Annotated in this window: 16 protein-coding genes; 9 read left to right on the top strand and 7 right to left on the bottom strand. The window is 52.3% G+C overall.

Annotation, left to right across the window (positions count from 1 at the left end; translation table 11 throughout):
• Window position 1 precedes the first annotated feature (1 nt).
• Window positions 2-1,180, bottom strand: coding sequence for a cysteine desulfurase family protein (locus tag ACOQPU_RS08655; RefSeq protein WP_420644727.1), 1,179 nt, complete (start codon window positions 1,178-1,180; stop codon window positions 2-4).
• A gap of 125 nt (window positions 1,181-1,305) precedes the next feature.
• Window positions 1,306-3,393 carry an ATP-binding protein gene (locus ACOQPU_RS08650; RefSeq protein WP_420644726.1) on the bottom strand — a complete coding sequence of 696 codons (2,088 nt, stop codon included), beginning with the start codon at window positions 3,391-3,393 and terminating at the stop codon, window positions 1,306-1,308.
• Window positions 3,394-3,758: 365 nt separating this feature from the next.
• Between ACOQPU_RS08650 and eno the strand changes: the two genes are divergently transcribed.
• Both eno and ACOQPU_RS08640 read left to right on the top strand, forming a co-directional pair.
• Window positions 3,759-5,045, top strand: a complete 1,287-nt coding sequence (eno, locus tag ACOQPU_RS08645; RefSeq protein ID WP_420644725.1) for a phosphopyruvate hydratase — start codon at window positions 3,759-3,761, stop codon at window positions 5,043-5,045.
• A 125-nt stretch (window positions 5,046-5,170) separates the two neighbouring features.
• A complete protein-coding gene (locus ACOQPU_RS08640; RefSeq protein WP_420644724.1) occupies window positions 5,171-5,764 on the top strand; it encodes an ATP-dependent Clp protease proteolytic subunit in 594 nt (197 codons plus the stop codon).
• Window positions 5,765-5,975: 211 nt separating this feature from the next.
• Here ACOQPU_RS08640 and ACOQPU_RS08635 read toward each other — a convergent pair whose 3' ends face one another.
• From ACOQPU_RS08635 to ACOQPU_RS08620, 4 genes are all read right to left on the bottom strand, one after another.
• Window positions 5,976-6,758, bottom strand: a complete 783-nt coding sequence (locus ACOQPU_RS08635; RefSeq protein ID WP_420644723.1) for a vWA domain-containing protein — start codon at window positions 6,756-6,758, stop codon at window positions 5,976-5,978.
• A gap of 84 nt (window positions 6,759-6,842) precedes the next feature.
• Window positions 6,843-7,772 (bottom strand): hypothetical protein, encoded by a 930-nt coding sequence (locus ACOQPU_RS08630; protein WP_420644722.1) that lies wholly within the window; start codon window positions 7,770-7,772, stop codon window positions 6,843-6,845.
• 171 nt (window positions 7,773-7,943) lie between these two features.
• Window positions 7,944-8,501 carry a metalloregulator ArsR/SmtB family transcription factor gene (locus ACOQPU_RS08625; protein WP_420644721.1) on the bottom strand — a complete coding sequence of 186 codons (558 nt, stop codon included), beginning with the start codon at window positions 8,499-8,501 and terminating at the stop codon, window positions 7,944-7,946.
• A complete protein-coding gene (locus ACOQPU_RS08620; RefSeq protein ID WP_420644720.1) occupies window positions 8,494-9,417 on the bottom strand; it encodes a formylglycine-generating enzyme family protein in 924 nt (307 codons plus the stop codon). Before ACOQPU_RS08620 ends, ACOQPU_RS08625 begins: the two co-directional genes overlap by 8 nt.
• Window positions 9,418-9,518: 101 nt before the next feature.
• Between ACOQPU_RS08620 and ACOQPU_RS08615 the strand changes: the two genes are divergently transcribed.
• From ACOQPU_RS08615 to map, 4 genes are all read left to right on the top strand, one after another.
• Entirely contained in the window at window positions 9,519-10,775 is a 1,257-nt protein-coding gene (locus ACOQPU_RS08615) for a hypothetical protein (RefSeq protein ID WP_420644719.1), read from the top strand.
• A 220-nt stretch (window positions 10,776-10,995) separates the two neighbouring features.
• Window positions 10,996-11,286, top strand: coding sequence for a hypothetical protein (locus tag ACOQPU_RS08610; protein WP_420644718.1), 291 nt, complete (start codon window positions 10,996-10,998; stop codon window positions 11,284-11,286).
• A gap of 17 nt (window positions 11,287-11,303) precedes the next feature.
• Complete coding sequence (locus ACOQPU_RS08605) at window positions 11,304-11,717, top strand: hypothetical protein (RefSeq protein ID WP_420644717.1); 414 nt, start codon at window positions 11,304-11,306, stop codon at window positions 11,715-11,717.
• Between the two features lie 187 nt (window positions 11,718-11,904).
• On the top strand, window positions 11,905-12,669 hold the full coding sequence (gene map, locus ACOQPU_RS08600; RefSeq protein WP_420644716.1) for a type I methionyl aminopeptidase: 765 nt from the start codon (window positions 11,905-11,907) through the stop codon (window positions 12,667-12,669).
• Between the two features lie 89 nt (window positions 12,670-12,758).
• On the opposite strand, the gene ACOQPU_RS08595 is transcribed toward map, so the two are convergent.
• A complete protein-coding gene (locus ACOQPU_RS08595) occupies window positions 12,759-13,919 on the bottom strand; it encodes an AI-2E family transporter (protein WP_420644715.1) in 1,161 nt (386 codons plus the stop codon).
• A 236-nt stretch (window positions 13,920-14,155) separates the two neighbouring features.
• Between ACOQPU_RS08595 and ACOQPU_RS08590 the strand changes: the two genes are divergently transcribed.
• From ACOQPU_RS08590 to ACOQPU_RS08580, 3 genes are all read left to right on the top strand, one after another.
• A complete protein-coding gene (locus ACOQPU_RS08590; protein WP_420644714.1) occupies window positions 14,156-14,875 on the top strand; it encodes an SDR family NAD(P)-dependent oxidoreductase in 720 nt (239 codons plus the stop codon).
• Window positions 14,872-15,984 (top strand): S-adenosylmethionine:tRNA ribosyltransferase-isomerase, encoded by a 1,113-nt coding sequence (locus tag ACOQPU_RS08585; protein WP_420644713.1) that lies wholly within the window; start codon window positions 14,872-14,874, stop codon window positions 15,982-15,984. Before ACOQPU_RS08590 ends, ACOQPU_RS08585 begins: the two co-directional genes overlap by 4 nt.
• 211 nt (window positions 15,985-16,195) lie before the next feature.
• Window positions 16,196-18,133: a Kelch repeat-containing protein gene (locus ACOQPU_RS08580; RefSeq protein ID WP_420644712.1), complete on the top strand. Its 1,938-nt coding sequence runs from the start codon at window positions 16,196-16,198 to the stop codon at window positions 18,131-18,133.
• The last annotated feature ends 11 nt before the right edge of the window (window positions 18,134-18,144 follow it).

The raw sequence follows: 18,144 nt of genomic DNA, 5'->3' as shown, positions 1-18,144 counted from the left end.
ATTAGGCAGAAAATAGCTGGCTAACTTTACGGACTTTTTCGACGACGGTGGGCATGGTTTGGATAACGTGCTCGATGTCTGCTGGGCTGTTCTGGCTGCCGACAGTGAAGCGCAAACCACCTGTGGTCCAGGCAGCATCAAGGCCAACGGTTTCCAGAATGGGGGAGGGTTTGGGGTCGCCTGTTTTGCAGGCGGAGCCGCTGCTGGCGCAAATGCCCGCCATGTCCAGGTGTATGAGCAGGTCATTGCCGCTCATATTTTTGAGGGCGAAGCTGGCGTGGTGGGGCAGCCGCTCGGTGGGGTGACCGGTGAGGATAATCTCATTGGCAGGAACAACTTGCATCATGCCCGCTATGAGCTGATCGCGCAGGCTGGTGTAATGGGCTAGCTGGGCTTCTCGGTTTTCCTGCGCCAGCTTAAACGCCTCGGCTGCACCGACAGCAAAAGCGACGTTAACGGTACCAGAGCGACGGCCGTTTTCCTGCCCACCTCCCGTCAACGAAGATACCAACTCAACCCCCTCCCGCACGTACAAAATCCCCACACCTTTGGGGCCGTAAAATTTGTGGGGGGCAAAGCTGAGCAGGTCGATTGGCATCTTTTGCATGTCCCAGCGGGTGGTGGCGGCCGCTTGCACCGCGTCGCTGTGGAACAGAATGCCGTGTTCATGGGCCAATGCGCCAATTTCTTGAATGGGCTGGAGTGTGCCAATTTCATTGTTGGCGGCCATGATGGAGATGAGCGCTGTATCGGGCCGAATGGCGGCGGCAACGTCGTCTACGGCGACACGGCCGTATTCATCCACCTCTAAAATCGTTACGTCAAAGTTGAAATGGTCGCGTAGCTGAACGGCCGTTTCCAAAACCGCTTCATGTTCAATGGCGCTGGTGATCAGGTGGTTGCCCCCGCCGTTTTTTCGCGCCGCCCACATCACCCCGCGCACGGCCAAATTGTCGCTTTCCGAGCCGCAGCCGGTGAACACAATCTCTTTGGCTTGGGCGTTCATCAGCCTAGCGATGGTGCGGCGGGCTTCATCCAGGGCAAAATTGGCGGAACGGCCGTGGGCATGCGACGATGACGGATTGCCGTAATGTTCTGTCCAGAACGGCAGCATTTTTTCAATAACTTGCGGGTGAACGGGTGTAGATGCGCCGTGATCAAGGTAAATTCTTGTTGACATAATCAATCTCTTGTTGGATAAGGTTTCTTCAAGTGAGGGGATTATATCAACAGATTTCACAGATTATGCAGGTAAATCTTCATAATCTGCGCAATCTTTGATTTTTCTCACAAGCGTAGGAGAAATTACACTTCAGCAATGGGAAGTTTGACCGTGAAGGTGGTGCCTTTGCCCGCCGTGCTCTTAACGTCAATACTGCCATTGTAATTTTCGACGGCGACTTTGACCATGTAGAGACCGAGCCCTGTGCCAGCAATGCCCCGCTCAACGGCCGTTTGCGCTCTGAAAAAACGGCCGAACAAATTGGGCAATGCCTGTTTGGGAATGCCAATGCCGTCATCCCTCACCTCAACCACAATTTGGCCACCGTCACCGTAGGCTTCAACCCGCACCGTGCCAGAGAGTGTGAACTTCACCGCGTTGTCGATCAGGTTTTTGAAGATGAGGTGATACGTTTCCTGGTTGCCGGATACGGGCGACATGGCCGGGGCGATTCGCTGGCGGAAAGTAAGTCCTTTTTCGGTGGCGCGGTCAGCTAGCGGCGGCAAAATCTCATCAAATAGCTCATTGAGGTCGATGAGGTCGTTGCTGCGCTGGAACTCGCTGGCTTCCATCTTGACCACTTCCAGCATTTGGCGGACCATCTTTTGCAATCGGTCGCTTTCCCGCTCGATCACGCCCAGGAAGCGGTCAGCCTTCTCTTTCTGCTGCGCTTTGCCTTCGCGTAGCAAGCGAGCGTACATCAAAATGGTGGCCAGCGGCGTGCGCAGCTCATGGATAATGCCGTGGAAAAAGTCATCCCGCAACCGCTCTACTTCCCGAATTTGGCTCAAATCGCTAAAAACAAAGATCATTTCAGTGACTGCCCCATTCTCGTCGCGGATGGGCGCGCCACTGAGCAAAATCGGCACTGTGCTGCCACCGCTCTGGCTCATGTCGGTTGCCAGTTGGGGATATTCTTCTTCGGCGGTGAGGACACGCTCCATAAATTCGCTTAGGCTACCGTTGGCAAAGCGAATCATGTCGTTGGCTTTGTGACCTAGCAGCGAGGGCAGATCACGGAAGAGCAGGCTGAGTAGGGAATCATTGGCGTGGGTAATCAGCCCGTCAGCATCCACGGTCATCATCCCTTCAGACATATTGGCAAAAATGGTTTCGATGCGACGTTTCTCGGCGAGAACGGCCGTGTGCAAACTTGCATTTTCAATAGCAGCCGCCAGCGGGCCGCCAATGGCTTGCAGCAGCCGCAAATCGTTCTCGTTAAAATCCCCATTTTGCTTGTTGATTGCTTGCAAAATGCCAATGACCCGGTCTTCGATTTGCAGCGGGATACAAATCATGTTTTCTGTCTGGAACCCAGATTGGCGATCAACACGGGCATAAAAACGCTTGTCGGAATAGACATCGTTGATGATGACCGATTGGCGATTTTCGGAGACCCAACCGGCGATTCCTTGCCCTTTTTTCAGGCGAATGGTGGGCAAATCTTTGAATAGTTCACCCATCAGAATATCTACAAAAATAATATCGCCGGATGGTTGTTCAATGAGGCCGACCGAGACGGAGCCAACGTTGAGCGTGCGGCGCACTGGCTCCATGAGCTGTCGGTAGATGTTTTGCAGGCTCAGGGTAGAGGTAAGTGCGTAGCTAATCTCCGAGACGACAGCGAACTCAATATCTTGCCGATCGACTGTTTGCCGCAGATAGGCTCGGTCCAGAGCGGTGGTTACGTGGGTGGCCAAAGCGGCAAGATTGTCTGGGTTGGTGAGGAGTTGGCCGTCTTGGGGATCGATAAGGCACAAAATGCCGGGTGGACTAACCGGCGCATACCGCCCAGGTGCGGGCAGCGGCACGGCCATGATGCGGTCACGCGGGATTTGCCATAGCTCACTGCGGATTAGCTCCGCCGGTGGCTGGTTGAATTTTTCTTGCACGGTGGGCTTGCCCGCGGCAATAAAGCTGGCAAAGGAGGCGTGTTCTTTGTTCCAGCGGGTTTGCTGGATACGGCCGTCTTTATCGCACACCCACACATCAAAATATTTATTCTGGGGATCGCTGACGCCGACAACGGTGGTGGTTTGGCTGAATACGGCCGTTTCGTTGGCCACAATGGCACAAACCCCGTGGGCGTCAAAAATATTTAAAAGCTCTTCAGCTAATTTCTGCCACAGATGGTGAATCTGGTTGGAATCGATGGATAACGTGTCGCTCATGCGTGTCTATTAAGTGCAGATGATTGAATCGGTTTTGCCAAATTATATAGTACAGAATTTTATAACCGGGGGGTCCTAACTTTGCAAGGGGACATTAGGTACAATCCATATAATTGGGTTGATTTGACATATGACATTTGGCAGCCACATTTAATGCAGATTGTGTTTGCCCGAACCGGACAGCTTCTGTATAGTTTTCCAGAGTGTCTGTTAGCCTACTCAATCAATACAGACCCACCACAAAACCCACTGTACCTGTAAACGCACAAATTAACAATTCTTGGAAGGAATTTGTAAAAGCGAAAAGATTTTGAGCAGTGGAATCATGCCTGCCTCGCTTTTACACAATCACAGAAGGAGTGATCATGTCTTACATTGAATCAGTACGCGGACGCGAAGTTTTAGATTCTCGCGGGAATCCAACGGTGGAAGTCGAAATTCAGCTTTTTGACGGCAGCTACGGCCGAGCCATCGTTCCCTCCGGTGCCTCCACCGGTGTCCATGAAGCGTGGGAAAAGCGGGATGGCGACAAAGGTCGCTATGTTGGTAAAGGTGTGCAGGCGGCAGTTATGGCCGTAAACGAAGATATTGCTGAAGCCATCGTTGGTTGGGATGCCACCGACCAGGTGGGTATTGACCAAGCCATGCTAGAGTTAGACGGTAGCGAGAACAAGAAAAATCTGGGAGCCAATGCCATTTTGGGTGCCTCTCTGGCCGTAGCCCACGCAGCGGCCGACAGCCAGGAAATGCCGCTCTACCGCTACCTGGGTGGCGTGTATGCTCGTACCTTGCCCGTGCCGATGATGAACATTATGAATGGCGGCAAGCACGCAGCCGGGGCCACCGACCTGCAAGAGTACATGATTATGCCCGTTGGTGCGTCTACCTTTGCTGAAGGGCTGCGCTGGGGTGCCGAAATCTACCACAGCCTCAAAAAGGTATTAGCCAGCAAAGGGTACGGCACCACGGTTGGTGATGAAGGTGGCTTTGCCCCCAACGTGAAATCCAACAGTGAACCATTTGAGTTGATGCTAGAAGCCATTGAGAAAGCAGGCTACAAGCCAGGTGAGCAAATTATGTTTGCGATGGACCCCGCCGCCTCAGAAATTTATGAAGACGGTTTGTACAACATGAAGGTCGAAGGCAAGAAATTAACTGGCGCAGAGATGGTCGATTTCTATGTTGATCTGGTAAACAAATACCCGATTATCTCCATTGAGGATGGTTTAAACGAGGATGATTGGGAAGCCTGGACCCTGATGATGGAAAAATTGGGTGACCGGGTGCAAATTGTGGGGGATGACCTGCTGGTAACCAACGTCAAGCGCATCCAGATGGGCTTCGAGCGGAATGCTGCCAACAGCTTGCTGTGTAAAGTAAACCAGATTGGTAGCCTGACTGAAGCGATTCAATCGGTAGAAATGGTGCAGCGTCATGGTTGGACAGCCGTTGTCTCTCATCGCTCTGGTGAAAGTGAAGATGCCACCATCGCTGATCTCGCGGTAGCGTTGAACGCTGGACAAATCAAAACGGGCGCACCCGCCCGCAGCGACCGCGTTGCCAAATACAACCAACTCCTCCGCATCGAGGACGACCTGGGCGATTCCGCCATCTATCCCGGTTTGAAGGCATTTACTAACCTGCGTCTCTAAAATTAAGGAGACGCCATCGGTAGGGGCGGTTCGCGACCTGCCCCTACCGAATTTTTTTACCTGAATCTAATAATTTCACGGTAAACTCTGTCCACTTTGCTAAAATCCACAATAAGGACACAACCATGATTCGATTTGAAGAGGAACAAGAAACGGCCGAAAACAACGAAAAACCCAGAAAGAGCATGCTGGATCGGCTGTTAGAAACCCGGACTATTACCATTTTTGGCGAAATCAACATGAAGCTGGCGCAAGAAGTAACTGAAAAATTAATGTTGCTGGCAGCCGATTCCGACGACGACATTAAAATCTTCATCAACTCCCCCGGCGGGCATGTGGAATCTGGCGATACCATCTTTGACATGATTCGTTTTGTCAAACCGACGGTGAAAGTTGTGGGCACAGGTTGGGTTGCCAGTGCAGGTGCCTTAATTTACGCAGCCGTTGATCGTGAAAATCGGTACAGCTTGCCCAATACCCGCTTTTTGCTGCACCAGCCGATGGGCGGCGTACGCGGCCAGGCACAGGACATCAAGATTGAAGCGGAAGAGATCATCAAGATGCGGGAACGCCTGAACCGTATTTTCTCCGAGCAGACGGGTCAGCCGCTGGAAAAAGTAGCCAAGGACACCGAGCGCAACTTCTGGATGTCGGCCCAGGAAGCAATTGATTACGGCTTAGTGGGGAAAATTATCAACTCCGCTGAGGAAGCCGAATAAACAAACAATTTCCTGAAATAGGCATAGGCCGCAAAAGTAGAGCAAACTTTTGTGGCCTTTTTCATTTTTGTCGGCGGGCCAGGGCGTTCATAACCATGACAAAGGCGGTAATCATGCCCAGCATAAAGGTGATGGCGATGATGATGAGTAAGGTTGTGAGCGGAATGAACATTTGTTTTCTCCAAACAAAACTTCCCGGAAGTTGGTCAATTTAGCTAAACATACCTGCGGGCATGGCACCTTGCTGGCTCATGCTAATGGTGGATTGCGACACCAGGTTGAAGATGCGGCGCAGTTCCTGGTGGTTGAGTCCAGCAGCCAACACGTCGGGGAAGCCGATTTCGTCGGCAAGCTGGCGTAGCTGGGCGGCATCAATGCCGCCGGAGCGGAAGCCAACGTAGGCCAGCGTGTAGATTTCGTGCTTGAGCAGTTCGGTGGCGGCGCGGCGAATTTGGCGGGCGCGCTGCTTGGAGGCATTGTCTCCCCCATCTGAGTAAACAATGATGATGCAGCGTACCATCACACCGCTTTGGCGCAGCTGCTGGGCATAAAGCACCATGTTGGTGAAGCCGCCAGCGACAGCATCGTATAGGGCGGTGGAGCCACTGGGGGCGTAGCTGCCCCGGCTGAGCGGGGGAATGTCCGAAAGGGGCATGTAGCCATGCAGCAGGGTAACATCCTGGTTAAAGAGGATGGTACTCATGAGAATATCGTCGGCTGAATTGGAGCTGCGCATAGCGGCTAGATAATCGTTATTGTAGGCGGTGATGAGGTCGCTGGCGTGTGGCCCCATGGAGCCGCTCATGTCGATGATGTTCATGGCCAGGGTGACTTCGTTGCTGGTGAGCTGATTGAGGGGGGTGCCAACGGCCGTTGCCATCGTCGGCCCGTTTAAGTTAGAAACTACTAAATCCATTGTGTTGTCAGTTAAGCCATCTGCCTGAGCGGATTGAAATAAATTGTCCAGGTTGCCAAGTCCGTTGTTGTTGGTCATGTTGTTCTCCTTTGCGTTAAAAGCGGAACACAGAGATACGCAGAGAAAATCTGTGTAAATCTGCGTTAATCTGTGGCTAAATCCTTAAAAAGGCAGTTTGTCGGTGCTGTCGATGAAGTTGACGCCTTGCTTGGCAAACTCAGCAAAGCGCGCCTGCGCGATGGCGTGAAAATCGACGTCTGGGTGCAGCACGGGCGAGGTGCAGTCACGCAGAAAGTAGATTTTTTGTAATGCTTCTGGCTGGCTGCTGAAATCTTCCACCAAATCTTCGACTGTTTCCAGCACGCAATGGCTTTCCGCTTCCCCAGCGATAACAACAACATCTGCTTTCGATAGTGTGTCCAAAAATGGCTTGTTTTTGCCGCCCATCGGATGATTAGGCACGGGCACCTCTGGCTGGATGATGGAGTAATGTTCGGTGAGCGGGATGCTGCCTTTGGTGAGCCAGGTGGGTTGGGTTTTGCGGGCGATGCTGTGGTAGAGAACGGCCGTAAACAGTTCCGGGTCCAGCGCATTGCCAATGCTGCCAATCATCACATGGTAGGGCCAAATGGTAAGCTGCTTTTTGGCTTCCTGCTCCAACGTTTTTACGTAATTGGTAGATTGCACGGGCGCAACCAGCGGTCGCCATTTGCCTTGCTTGATGTCATCGTAGGTGATGAGGGTGAATGGGGCGGGATGATTACCCGCTTCGTCGGCCCACCACGCCGGGTGGAAAATTTGGTGAGGCAGGTGGGAATCCAACGAGCAGGTGATATTGGTGATGCGCTCCGCGTTGTTGTAGATGAATTCGATGGTGCGCTGAATGTCGCCAATGGCGCCGGGAACATACAGGCTCCCTTTTTCGTGGCAAAAGTCTACCTGCATGTCAATAATGACCAGATGGACATCTTCTTTATCCTCAACAGCGGGCTTTAAGCCTGCGCTGGTTGCTTCAGCCGCGATGGTGGCAACGTCGGGGTAATAGAGCGTGCCGATGCGGCTGGGGTCATAGAAAGATGGAAATTTGCTCATGGTTGAGGCTCCTTTTCGGGTTAAATTACAATAAGTGTTTCTATTACACTAATCAATGTGCGAGAAGTATAGTGTATTATTTACACTTTGTCAAGCGTCGATTTCAGGACTGGCAGTCCTTTTGCCAAAGAATGTGTTTTCTGCTGAGAGGACTGCCAATCCTTTATTTGGTTAGATGCGCCAGTAGATGTTGTTTTCGCGGGCCATCAGCTTGTGGTCGATGAGGTAGCGGCGCAGGGAGGCAAAGTCGGGGTGAAGCTGCTTGAGTGTTTCATTGAGAGCGGCTTCAGGATAGCGCACGCCAAATTCAAAATGATTGGCCACCCATTTCATAACGACAAACTGTTTTTTATAGCGGGCAGGGAGTTGGGTGAGACGGCCGTTCTCTACAAAGTTGCTCAAAATTTTCTGCTCCCACGCATTGGTGCTGTCGTCTGTCACCAGCTCGGCAAGCTGAGCTTGGGACAGGATGTCTTTGCTCATGCTTTCCAGAAACTTAGTATCTAGCCAATAAATGCGGTTGTTTCCTTCAGCGCGGACGTTGATCAGACCTAACGCTTTCATGGTTGCCAGGTGGTGGGAAACGGTCGGCTCACGTAGCTCCAGCAGCGCAGCCAGTTCGCCAACGCTGCGCTCTTGATTGGCCAGCAGCCCCAGGATTTTCAGACGGCTTTCATTGCCCAGCACTTTGAAAAATTGTAGCAGTTGTTGAAATTGTTCGTCACTCATTCTGTAAAATTGGTCCCAAAACGAGACGAAAACCGTTGAGTGGGTCAAGCCCGTCTGGTTTTTCATCGTCACAGTAGTTTGTGGTTGCGTTGGCTAAATTGTACCCCCAATCGCCACCGCGTAGCACTTTTGTTTTGGTGCTGGCTGCGTCAATCGTGGCTGGGTTGGTTTTGTCGTTGAAGCACCATTCCATCACATTGCCTGCCATATCCAGCGCACCGCAGGCGGCTGCACCATGCGGGAACATGCCTACGGCCGTTGTCTGTTTTGATTCTGTTTCGGCCGTGTTGGCAACGTTTGGTTGGGCTTCACCCCAGGGAAACGGCCGTTCTTCCACACCATTTTGCGCTGCCCACTGCCATTCCCACTCTGTTGGTAAGCGAATTTGGGCGTTTTTACCGATTTCCCATTCCTGCAGGCTGCTGGGGTGGGGTAGCGTAAATCCGGTTAGCTGCTGATTGAGCCAGCGGGCAAAAGCGACACATTGATACCAGGAAACTGTATCTCGTGGATGATTCGGCCGTGGATTGTACTGTTTTGCCAATGGTTGCTGCTGAAAATCCTCTGGGAATTCTCGCCACCAGATTGGGTTTGTAAACCCGTCTTCCGCTTCAACAAAGGTTTGATACTGTTTGTAAGTAACCAGATATTTGCTGATGTAAAACGGTTCTACGATGAAGGGGCCGATCTGTCTGAAACTTTCAGTTTCATTTGGCGTGTCTGGTTGCCAATGGCGTAGCAGCATGAGCTCACCGCCAGGGTAGACGGGCAGCCAGTTGATCTCTGGCACGCCGTTTTTCACGCTCACGCCTGGTCGCGGATCGCCCAATTCGGCTAGCTGTTGGCCAATTTGCAGCCGTTGGGTAACGGCCGTTTTCAGATCTTCCAGTCTATCTACCATCATTTCAACGGTCATTTGCTGCCTCCCAGCTTGTTCAATCAGCTCATGTAACTTAGATAAAAATCTAAATAGAATATTATCTAAATAGATTCGCTTTGTCAATCTGCAATTTGCCTTTGGCAGGTTCATCTGCGTACAATCTCTTCATGAGCTTATCCAGCCTGATTTGGCAAACCTTGCTCTTTTTCCTCGCCTTTTGGTTCGGCTGCTACCTTATCGCTCGTGACACAGGTCGTTTGCAGCTTTGGCTGGCAGGGGGGGGAATGCTGACCTTTGCCGCGGGCATCGTGGCCACGCTGCTGGGAACGTTTGCGCCATCGGCGAGTTTGGCAGTCACGCTGTATCGCTTGCAGCGGCTGTTTGTACTGCTGCCCGCGCTTTTCTGGTTGGCAGCCATGGTCTGGCTTATTCCCAATCGGGAGGCGTGGGAGGAACGATACGGCCGTCAGCAATTGCTGCTTGGGATTAGTCTCGGCTGCATTTTGGCCTATGGCATTGCAATTGGCTTCATCATTATTCCTGGTACCCAAACGGTGCCCGCCTGGTTAGCTACCCTTATTGGCCTCGATTTATTCATTTTTGGCCTGGTCATTACCCAACTCGATGCGTCAGATAAAGGAGAAGCGTGGGTTTACCATTTTTTACGGGCCTTGGATTACTCATTTTTCACTGCGCTCATTTTTGGGGCACAAATCATCCTGGTGATGTATTTCTGGATTGGGCTGAATTTCCCCCTCGTCGTGCTATTGCTCACTAGCGTGGTTGCTTCTGTGCTAATCCAAACGTTTTCTGACCCGGTTCAATCGCTCATTGATCGCATCGCCTTCATCAACGCGCCTACCTTACGCCAATCCCGCGCTACGCAGCGGGTGGAAGATGACGTGGCGCAGCGATTGGAAATGGCGCAGGGTCCGCTCGATTTGCCCTCTGCTGAATTTGAGCGGCTCACGCGACGCGCCCTCAGCCAGATGGGAAATCTGCCCAAGCTAGCCAGCAATCCGCTCACCCGCCTGCCTTTGGTGTCTAGTCGGCTTTCGCAAAACGGGCAGGCAGATGGCACACTGGCGCGGGCAGCGGAGCTAAAGACGTTGCTCACCGAGAGCATTGCCAAGCTGCGCCCCCGTGACGCAGGCGAATTTGGCACGACAGATGCGTGGCGGCATTACAATGCGCTTTATTTTCCGTATGTGGTGGGTTTACGGCCGTACAGCCGCCGCGCCTTTGATGAAGAAGAATACAAAGAGGTACTGGACTGGTTCCGCAGCCAAGTCCCTGAACGAACCTTGTACAACTGGCAAACGGCCGCTGCGCGCCTTGTGGCCCGCGATCTCCGCGAACGCTCCCGCCAACTTGCCCAACCTATTAGCTCCTGACCACCAGCAACTTCCCCCAATTTGGCACTATTTGGCACCAATTTTCATAGACTTGGCATTGTCTAAACGGGTAGTTTTACGTTGTCTCTTTACAAATAGGACTTACGCATTTGCCCTCACCAGACTACAAAAGTCTGGGGTCAAATGATGTTAATTCCAGAGAGAATAAGACTATTGTAGTCTTCACTGCGTAAGTCCTGACAAAATTGGAGGAATGTAAATGGAATTGACCTTGATTGATTTTTTGATCGGCTTTTTCCTGATGAACGCGATGCCTCATCTGCTCGTTGGGCTGTTTGGAATCCGCTTTTTAAGCGCATTTGGTTATAAGCCGTCGGCAAACCTGGGCTACGCCTTGCTAAATGTTATTGTTGCCTTGTTTTTGTTTCACATACAGCATGGTATTCAGGCATTGCCAACGCAGGGCATTTTGCTTGGTGCGCTAGCATTGCTATTTATCTATTTGGTAACGGGCCGCTACTTTTACAATCGTTTTCATCTAAACAAATAATTTTTGGAGGAAATCACATGCAAACACAATCTCTCTCATCTGATCAACAACATCCGCGGGCAACGTTGTTGCGCCGTACATTGCAAGCCAATGCGCTTTTTTCACTGCTAACCGGACTGGCGTTTGTGGTGGTCTCTGGCTCAATTGCCCGCTTTTTGGGGCCGCAAATACCGGGCTGGATCGTACTCGTTGTGGGTCTAGGCTTATTGCCCTTTGGCGTGATGGTCTACCGTGCCGCCGCCAACGACTTGCAGCAGGCACGGATCATTTCTGGCATGGATTTTGCCTGGGTCATTGGCAGCTTCTTGATTTTAGGCTTGGGCTGGTCGCTGTTTACCGTAGCCGGGCGATGGTTTGTGGGCTTACAGGCAGAGGCAGTGGCCACGTTTGCTATCTTGCAACTCATTGGCTTGCGCCGCCTGCAAAAGTAGCTGTCTTTCGCGTAAGCATCGAGGTGACAATCACTTCAGACTTGGCAACATCCAGGCAAAACAAAAAGTGACTGTCACCTGTGCTCACATGATTACCCACTCTTGAGCCTGCCGTTGATTGGCAGGCTCTTTTTCTTGTGTGTTATAATTCGCCCTCTAATTTGAAAATTTGACTGAAGGAAGTTTTATGCGCTTAAAAAATGCCAAAGCAATCTCCCGAATGCGCGATTCTGGCCGCATGGTGGCTGAATGCTTTGCTTTGTTAAAAGAAAATATCCGCCCTGGCGTCAGCATTCGCATGCTGGACCAGATGGTAGAAAATTACATTGCCGAGCAGGGAGCTGAACCACTTTACAAAGGATATAAAGGCAGTGCCAACAACCATCCGCCATTTCCCGGCGTTATTTGTGCCTCAGTGAACCATGAAGTTTGCCACGGCTTGCCAGATGACCGCATTTTGAATGACGGCGACATCATTGGCATTGATATTGGTTTGAAATATAAAGGTTACTGTGGGGACGCCTGCTACACGTTTCCTGTAGGAACCATTTCTCCGGCGGCAGAGCGTTTGTTGCAGGTGGCCGAAGAGGCACTTTATGTGGGCATTGCGGCAGTAAAGCCGGGTGGCTACTTATATGATATTGGCCGTGCTATTCATGATTTTGCCGACAGTAAAGGCGTCTCGGTAGTGCGCGAATGGGGAGGGCATGGCATTGGGCGTGTTTTGCACGATTCGCCTTCTGTGCTGCACATTCGCCAAAACGGCCGTGGCCCCAAGATGCGTCCTGGCATGACGTTTACCATTGAACCCATGATCAACCAAGGTGGGCATGAGTGGATTTTATTGAAGGATGGCTGGACGGTGATTACCAAGGATGGTTCACTGTCGGCGCAGTATGAACATACGGTGGCGGTTACCAAATCCGGGTATGAGATTTTGACGAAGCTGTAGCTGTGGATATTTTTTTGCCACAGAGTTCACAGAGATTTTAGAGAATGCTTTCTTGCAATATCTCGAAAGGCTCACTGTTTCTGTGGTTTTTAGTCTGTGGATTCGACGGCCGTATTCTGTGAGGATGCGGCCGTTTTTGCTTCTTCCGTATCTTCGATGATGCGTGAGGCCATCCGGGCATTGTCTGCCCACGGGTCCATTTTGAACAGCTTGTGGTACGTGTATCGGCTAATTACCGCAATTGAGCCTAATACGGGCACGATGATCAATGCCGTGAGGACACCCGCCAACGAGAGCGAGCCCACTATGGCAATAAAGATAATGGCTGGATGAATCCGCACGCTGGAACTCATGATGCGTGGACGGAGCCAAATATTTTCAATCCCCTGGATACCCAAATTAAAAGCCAAGACGATAAAAGCAAAGATTGTATTGGAGACTTCAAGCGTGTTTGAGCCTGCCAGCAAGGCCACCATTGTGGCAATAATCATGATGATGGCTGGACCCACCGATAGCAAAACGTCGAAGATAGCAGCAAAGACCCCAAACAAGATGGCACCGGGCAAACCCAGGATGAGTGAACCCGCGCCCGTTAGCAACCCCACAATAATTGAAAGGCGTAACTGCCCCCGAAAATAGCGATTCCACACCAGCTTAATTTCACCGTAAAGTCGCCGGAAGTCAGATTCAAATGGATCGGGTGCCCAGCTAAACAGCCATTCACGAAGTTTGTCCCAATCTTGCAGCAGGTAATAGGTGGCAACAAGCACCACCAAAATCCAGCCGAGATTGGTGGTGCTGGTTTGTAGCAGCTGCACAATGATGTCGGCGCGTATGAAGGAGGAAACCAGTTCGGATAGGTCTGCTTCGGGCAAAAGACCATCTAAAGCGATCTCGGTGTTGAGAATGACAAGTGGTTCAGCCAAAAAATCTTGCTCCGCCTGGGTCATCAACTCCTGCATGTCTTCCAAAAAGCTGGCGGTTTGCTCAGGAATGGCTGGAACAAAAATGATGGTGACAGTGATAATGGCTCCTAATGAAAGCAGGTAAACCAGAAAGACAACCAGCGATCTGGCTACACGGGCCCGTTTGTTCACGACGGTGACAATTGGATTTAGCAAATAAGCCAGCAAGGCAGAAATTGCCAAGGCGCCAATGAGTGCTTCTGCTGCGGTGATAAACCAAATAAACCCAGCAAGAACCAGGGCAAAGACAAAATAGCGTGTTGTGGTACTCCACTCTTTACTCATAAATTGGCCAGTTACGATTTCCAGAAAGCTATCTTTAGCAACAATTGCAACAGGATTTTAACGAAATTCCAGTAGGGAACCAAACGCCACTGTGGAATATGGTGGATAGCTGATCTTAAGGACAGGCATACGGCCGTACCTTTTGCAAGGATGCTTCTGGACTCTCGCCTGGGGTGGAGCAACGGCCGTTTCCTTAAAATTAGCTTATCAATTAAACACAAAATTGGAGAGTCCTCATGAATATGCAAACCAAAACAGCATTGATCAGTGGCGCATCGCGCGGGCTTGGCCTGGCACTAGCGCAGCGTTTGGCACAAGCAGGCTGGCAGCTCATTATCAACGCTCGTGGGCAACAGGCATTAACGCAGGCGCATCAAGAATTGGAGCAATGGACGACGGTAACAGCGATTTCCGGTGATATTAGCCAAAAAGCACATAGGCAAGCGTTGGCGGTGGCCGCGCGTGCAGCAGGCGGATTGGATTTACTCATTAACAATGCCGGCATTTTGGGGCCAAGCCCCCAGCCAGCCCTGCTGAATTACCCACTAGACATGCTGGAGACTGTTTTCCGCGTCAATGTGGTGGCTCAGCTTGGCATGCTGCAAGCAGTTGCCGATACGCTCAAGCCGGACGCGCGCATCATTAACATCACCAGCGATGCGGCCGTAGAACCTTATGCAGGCTGGGGCGGTTACGGTGCCAGCAAGGCAGCGTTTGAGCATCTGTCGGCCATTTTTGCGGCGGAGCTGGCGGACCAGTTGCCTAATATCCGCGTTTACTGGGTTGATCCCGGTGATATGCGGACGCAAATGCACCAGGAAGCATTCCCCGGTGAGGACATCAGCGATCGGCCATTGCCAGAGGCGAGCCTTCCCGGTTTTATGGCACTCATTAACGGGAAATTGCCAAACGGCCGTTACCAGGCGCAAAATTTTCCTGTGGAGGTAGCAGCATGATGAGCTTGCTATCCCCGCCAACGACATACCCAAAGACGCCTGTGACGCAGCTACCTGCGCTTGAATTTGAGCTGCCGCCCGGGTTAGAGGCCAGTGAGCCGCCGGAAGCGCGTGGTTTGGCGCGTGATGATGTGCGATTGATGGTGTCCCATTACCAGGATGATCGGGTGCAGCACACTCACTTTAGGCAGCTTGGCGACCATTTGCAGGCAGGTGATCTGCTGCTGCTCAACACCAGCCGCACCATGAATGCGGCACTCCCTGCTACCTTGCCGGATGGCACAGAGTTACGGCTGCACCTCTCTACCCAGCTTCCTGCTGGTTTATGGAGTGTAGAATTGAGACGGCCGTCTGCCGTGGCTACCGAACCGTTTAGAGAGGGAGAGGTGGGTACAGTGCTAAACCTGCCTGCGGGCGGCACGGTGCGGTTGCTCACGCCTCACAATCCTGCCATACGCCACTGCCCCAACCAGCCTGTGCGACTTTGGCTGGCAACGTTACGATTGCCACTACCGTTGACCAGCTACTTAGCCGCCCATGGCAGCCCCATTCGCTACAGCTACGTGCCTGACGCCTGGTCGCTGGATTATTACCAGACGGTTTTTGCCACGGAGCTGGGCAGTGCCGAAATGCCTTCTGCTGGACGTGCCTTTACGCCGGAGCTCATGACGAAACTGGTGGCGCGCGGCATCCAGTTTGCTCCGCTGCTGTTGCACACCGGGGTTGCCAGTTTAGAAGACCATGAAGCCCCGTATGAAGAGTATTATCGCGTATCGCCAGAAACGGCCGTGCTGGTAAACCAGGCGCGGCAGCATGGGCGTCGTGTTATCGCCGTGGGCACAACCGTTATTCGCGCTTTGGAAACTGTGACTGACGAGGCTAGCGTGACCCACGCTGGGGCAGGCTGGACAGATTTATTTATTACGCCTCAGCGAGGGATGCGCGCCGTTGATGGCTTGCTGACGGGGCTGCATGAGCCGCGTGCCACCCATTTAGCCATGCTGGCGGCTCTGGCCAATCCCCGCCATCTATCGCTGGCGTATGAGCAGGCGTTGCAACATCGCTACCTCTGGCACGAATTTGGCGATCTGCATTTGCTCCTCCCCTAACCCATTGATTGTAGCCGCAGTTTCTTGCTGCGTTCTGGCAGCGCGGAAAGAATCCGTGGCTACATACATCATTGGAAATGGGAATTTTCATGAGAAACAGGCCTGCATTTGCCTAAAATAGCCAATTGCCCCGGCAGTTTGGTACAATCGCCAGGTATTGTGTGATCGGCAATACCTGATTTTGATACCAAGTTTGCCGGAGGCTTTGGTTATGCGTTACCTCACATTTTTGTTATCTATTTTGCTGCTGTGCCTGGGCATTTTTTTGAGCTTGTCTGCGCAGGCACCAGCGGCGATCGCGGCTGTGCCTGACGCGGCTTTAGAGTCGCTGCGCGTCGAACAGATGACCTTGCAGCCGCTGCCTGAAGCACCGCTCATTGCCACAGAAGCGGCCGACAGCTGCTCCAATGCCACCACCGTAACGCTGAACGGCTCTGGCGTTGGGGAAACTACCGTGGTCAACAGCATGACAGAAGGTGGCGAAGACCCAATTTTGACCTGTGCCTGGGGCGATCCCAGCCGTCCGCAAGGGTATCGCACAGTTTGGTACCAGTTTACCCCTACCAGCAACGGTCGTGTGACCATCGACACGTCCAACAACTTCAACCCCAACAGCTATGACACCATTTTAGCGGTTTACACGGGCAGCTGCGGCGTAGCCACGCTCGATTTGGTTGCCTGCAACGATGATTACCAGGGCTTTGCCTCGCGGGTGACGTTTAACGTAGCCAAAGATGTGACCTACTTTGTCGAGGTCGCTGACTGGAATGCAGCTGAACCGGGCACGCTGGAACTGAACATCTTCTTTGTGCTTGATCCCATTCCAACCAAATGGACCACGTTGGCGTCGCCTGGCCCAGCCAGAGCACGCCACGCCTCGGTTAATGCCAACGGGCAAATTTATGTGTTAGGTGGACAGACCAATGCTGTTGGCGTTCCCGATATTGAGGCTGCAAATACACCATACCGCTACAACCCTACCACCGATACCTGGGCACCTTTGGCACCTATGCCAGACCCAAAACTTACGGATGTAACGGCCGTTTACGTGAACGGCCGCATCTTTGTCCCTGGTGGCTACGATGGCAACAGCATGGTTGGCGCACACCATGTATTTAGCGTGGGGTCTGGCATTTGGGAGCCTGACCGAGGGTCGCCACCTGTGGCCGTCGGTTGGGCGCAGGCAGTGGTTCCGGCTGATCAGGGCGGCTATTACCTGATTGGCGGCATTAGCAACACCGACTTTTTGCAAAATTCAGCCATCGTACAAAATGATGTTTCCTTCTTTAGCCTGACTACCAATGAGTGGATAACGGCCGTTCCCGACATGGATGTGCCGCGCTACGGGCATACGGCCGTATGGACCAACAACGGTATTTATGTGGTGGGCGGCATCGATGACAACAATCAGCTGCTCCCCGGTGGCGAATATTACCAGCCAGCAGGTAATGGCCAGTGGGACCCGCTGCCGCCCATGAATATTGCCCGCTACGGTGCAGGCAGTGCCGTCGCTCCGGATGGCAAGTGGTACGTCTTTGGGGGATTAGACTTCAGCAACAGTGCTGTGCCAGAAGTAGAAATGTTTGATCCGCTGAATCCGGCCGCAGGGTGGCAAATTTTGGACGTGACGTACGACTTGGGCGGCAGCACTACCTTACGGGCGCGCGCCTTCCCAGAAGGGCAATTTATTGGCAACTATCTGTACGTGACCGGTGGCTACGACACCGAGGACTATGCCGTAACGCCCACTGTGCAGCGGCTGCTGGTGCTTGGTAAGGGCAACTACTTGCCAACCATATTAAATGGTGCAAACCAGTTTAACGACAACTTTAGCGTCGCCCAACGTTTGCAGCCGAACGTGGCCCAGACTCACCAATTTAACGATTCATTTGACTTCTTCGATGCTTTCTACTTTGATCTGCCCAGTGTGGATACCGTGACCGTACGGCTGAGCCAAATTCCAAGCGGCAGCGATTACAACGTGACCATTTACGATGCCAGCAAGAGTGTGCGCGGCAGTAGCATGCTGGCTGGCAACCAAAGTGAGGCGGTGACGCTGTTGCTGCCCACTGGCCGTTACTACGTCATGGTAGAGCGCATCTTTGGTCAATCAGATGGCTCAAATTACCGTCTAATTGTCGAAAAATAAAGATTAGCCAC

Source organism: Candidatus Leptofilum sp., from assembly GCF_965223285.1.
Classification (GTDB): domain Bacteria; phylum Chloroflexota; class Anaerolineae; order Promineifilales; family Promineifilaceae; genus Leptofilum.
Note: the sequence above shows the minus strand (reverse complement) of the source record. Positions and strands in the feature narration are given on the sequence as shown.

Bases quoted from the DNA above. Each gene is read 5' to 3' on its own strand.
- ACOQPU_RS08655 (WP_420644727.1), bottom strand. From the start codon at position 1,180: ATGTCAACAAGAATTTACCTTGATCACGGCGCATCTACACCCGTTCAC.
- ACOQPU_RS08650 (WP_420644726.1), bottom strand. From the start codon at position 3,393: ATGAGCGACACGTTATCCATCGATTCCAACCAGATTCACCATCTGTGG.
- eno (WP_420644725.1), top strand. From the start codon at position 3,759: ATGTCTTACATTGAATCAGTACGCGGACGCGAAGTTTTAGATTCTCGC.
- ACOQPU_RS08640 (WP_420644724.1), top strand. From the start codon at position 5,171: ATGATTCGATTTGAAGAGGAACAAGAAACGGCCGAAAACAACGAAAAA.
- ACOQPU_RS08635 (WP_420644723.1), bottom strand. From the start codon at position 6,758: ATGACCAACAACAACGGACTTGGCAACCTGGACAATTTATTTCAATCC.
- ACOQPU_RS08630 (WP_420644722.1), bottom strand. From the start codon at position 7,772: ATGAGCAAATTTCCATCTTTCTATGACCCCAGCCGCATCGGCACGCTC.
- ACOQPU_RS08625 (WP_420644721.1), bottom strand. From the start codon at position 8,501: ATGAGTGACGAACAATTTCAACAACTGCTACAATTTTTCAAAGTGCTG.
- ACOQPU_RS08620 (WP_420644720.1), bottom strand. From the start codon at position 9,417: ATGACCGTTGAAATGATGGTAGATAGACTGGAAGATCTGAAAACGGCC.
- ACOQPU_RS08610 (WP_420644718.1), top strand. From the start codon at position 10,996: ATGGAATTGACCTTGATTGATTTTTTGATCGGCTTTTTCCTGATGAAC.
- ACOQPU_RS08605 (WP_420644717.1), top strand. From the start codon at position 11,304: ATGCAAACACAATCTCTCTCATCTGATCAACAACATCCGCGGGCAACG.
- map (WP_420644716.1), top strand. From the start codon at position 11,905: ATGCGCTTAAAAAATGCCAAAGCAATCTCCCGAATGCGCGATTCTGGC.
- ACOQPU_RS08595 (WP_420644715.1), bottom strand. From the start codon at position 13,919: ATGAGTAAAGAGTGGAGTACCACAACACGCTATTTTGTCTTTGCCCTG.
- ACOQPU_RS08590 (WP_420644714.1), top strand. From the start codon at position 14,156: ATGAATATGCAAACCAAAACAGCATTGATCAGTGGCGCATCGCGCGGG.
- ACOQPU_RS08585 (WP_420644713.1), top strand. From the start codon at position 14,872: ATGATGAGCTTGCTATCCCCGCCAACGACATACCCAAAGACGCCTGTG.
- ACOQPU_RS08580 (WP_420644712.1), top strand. From the start codon at position 16,196: ATGCGTTACCTCACATTTTTGTTATCTATTTTGCTGCTGTGCCTGGGC.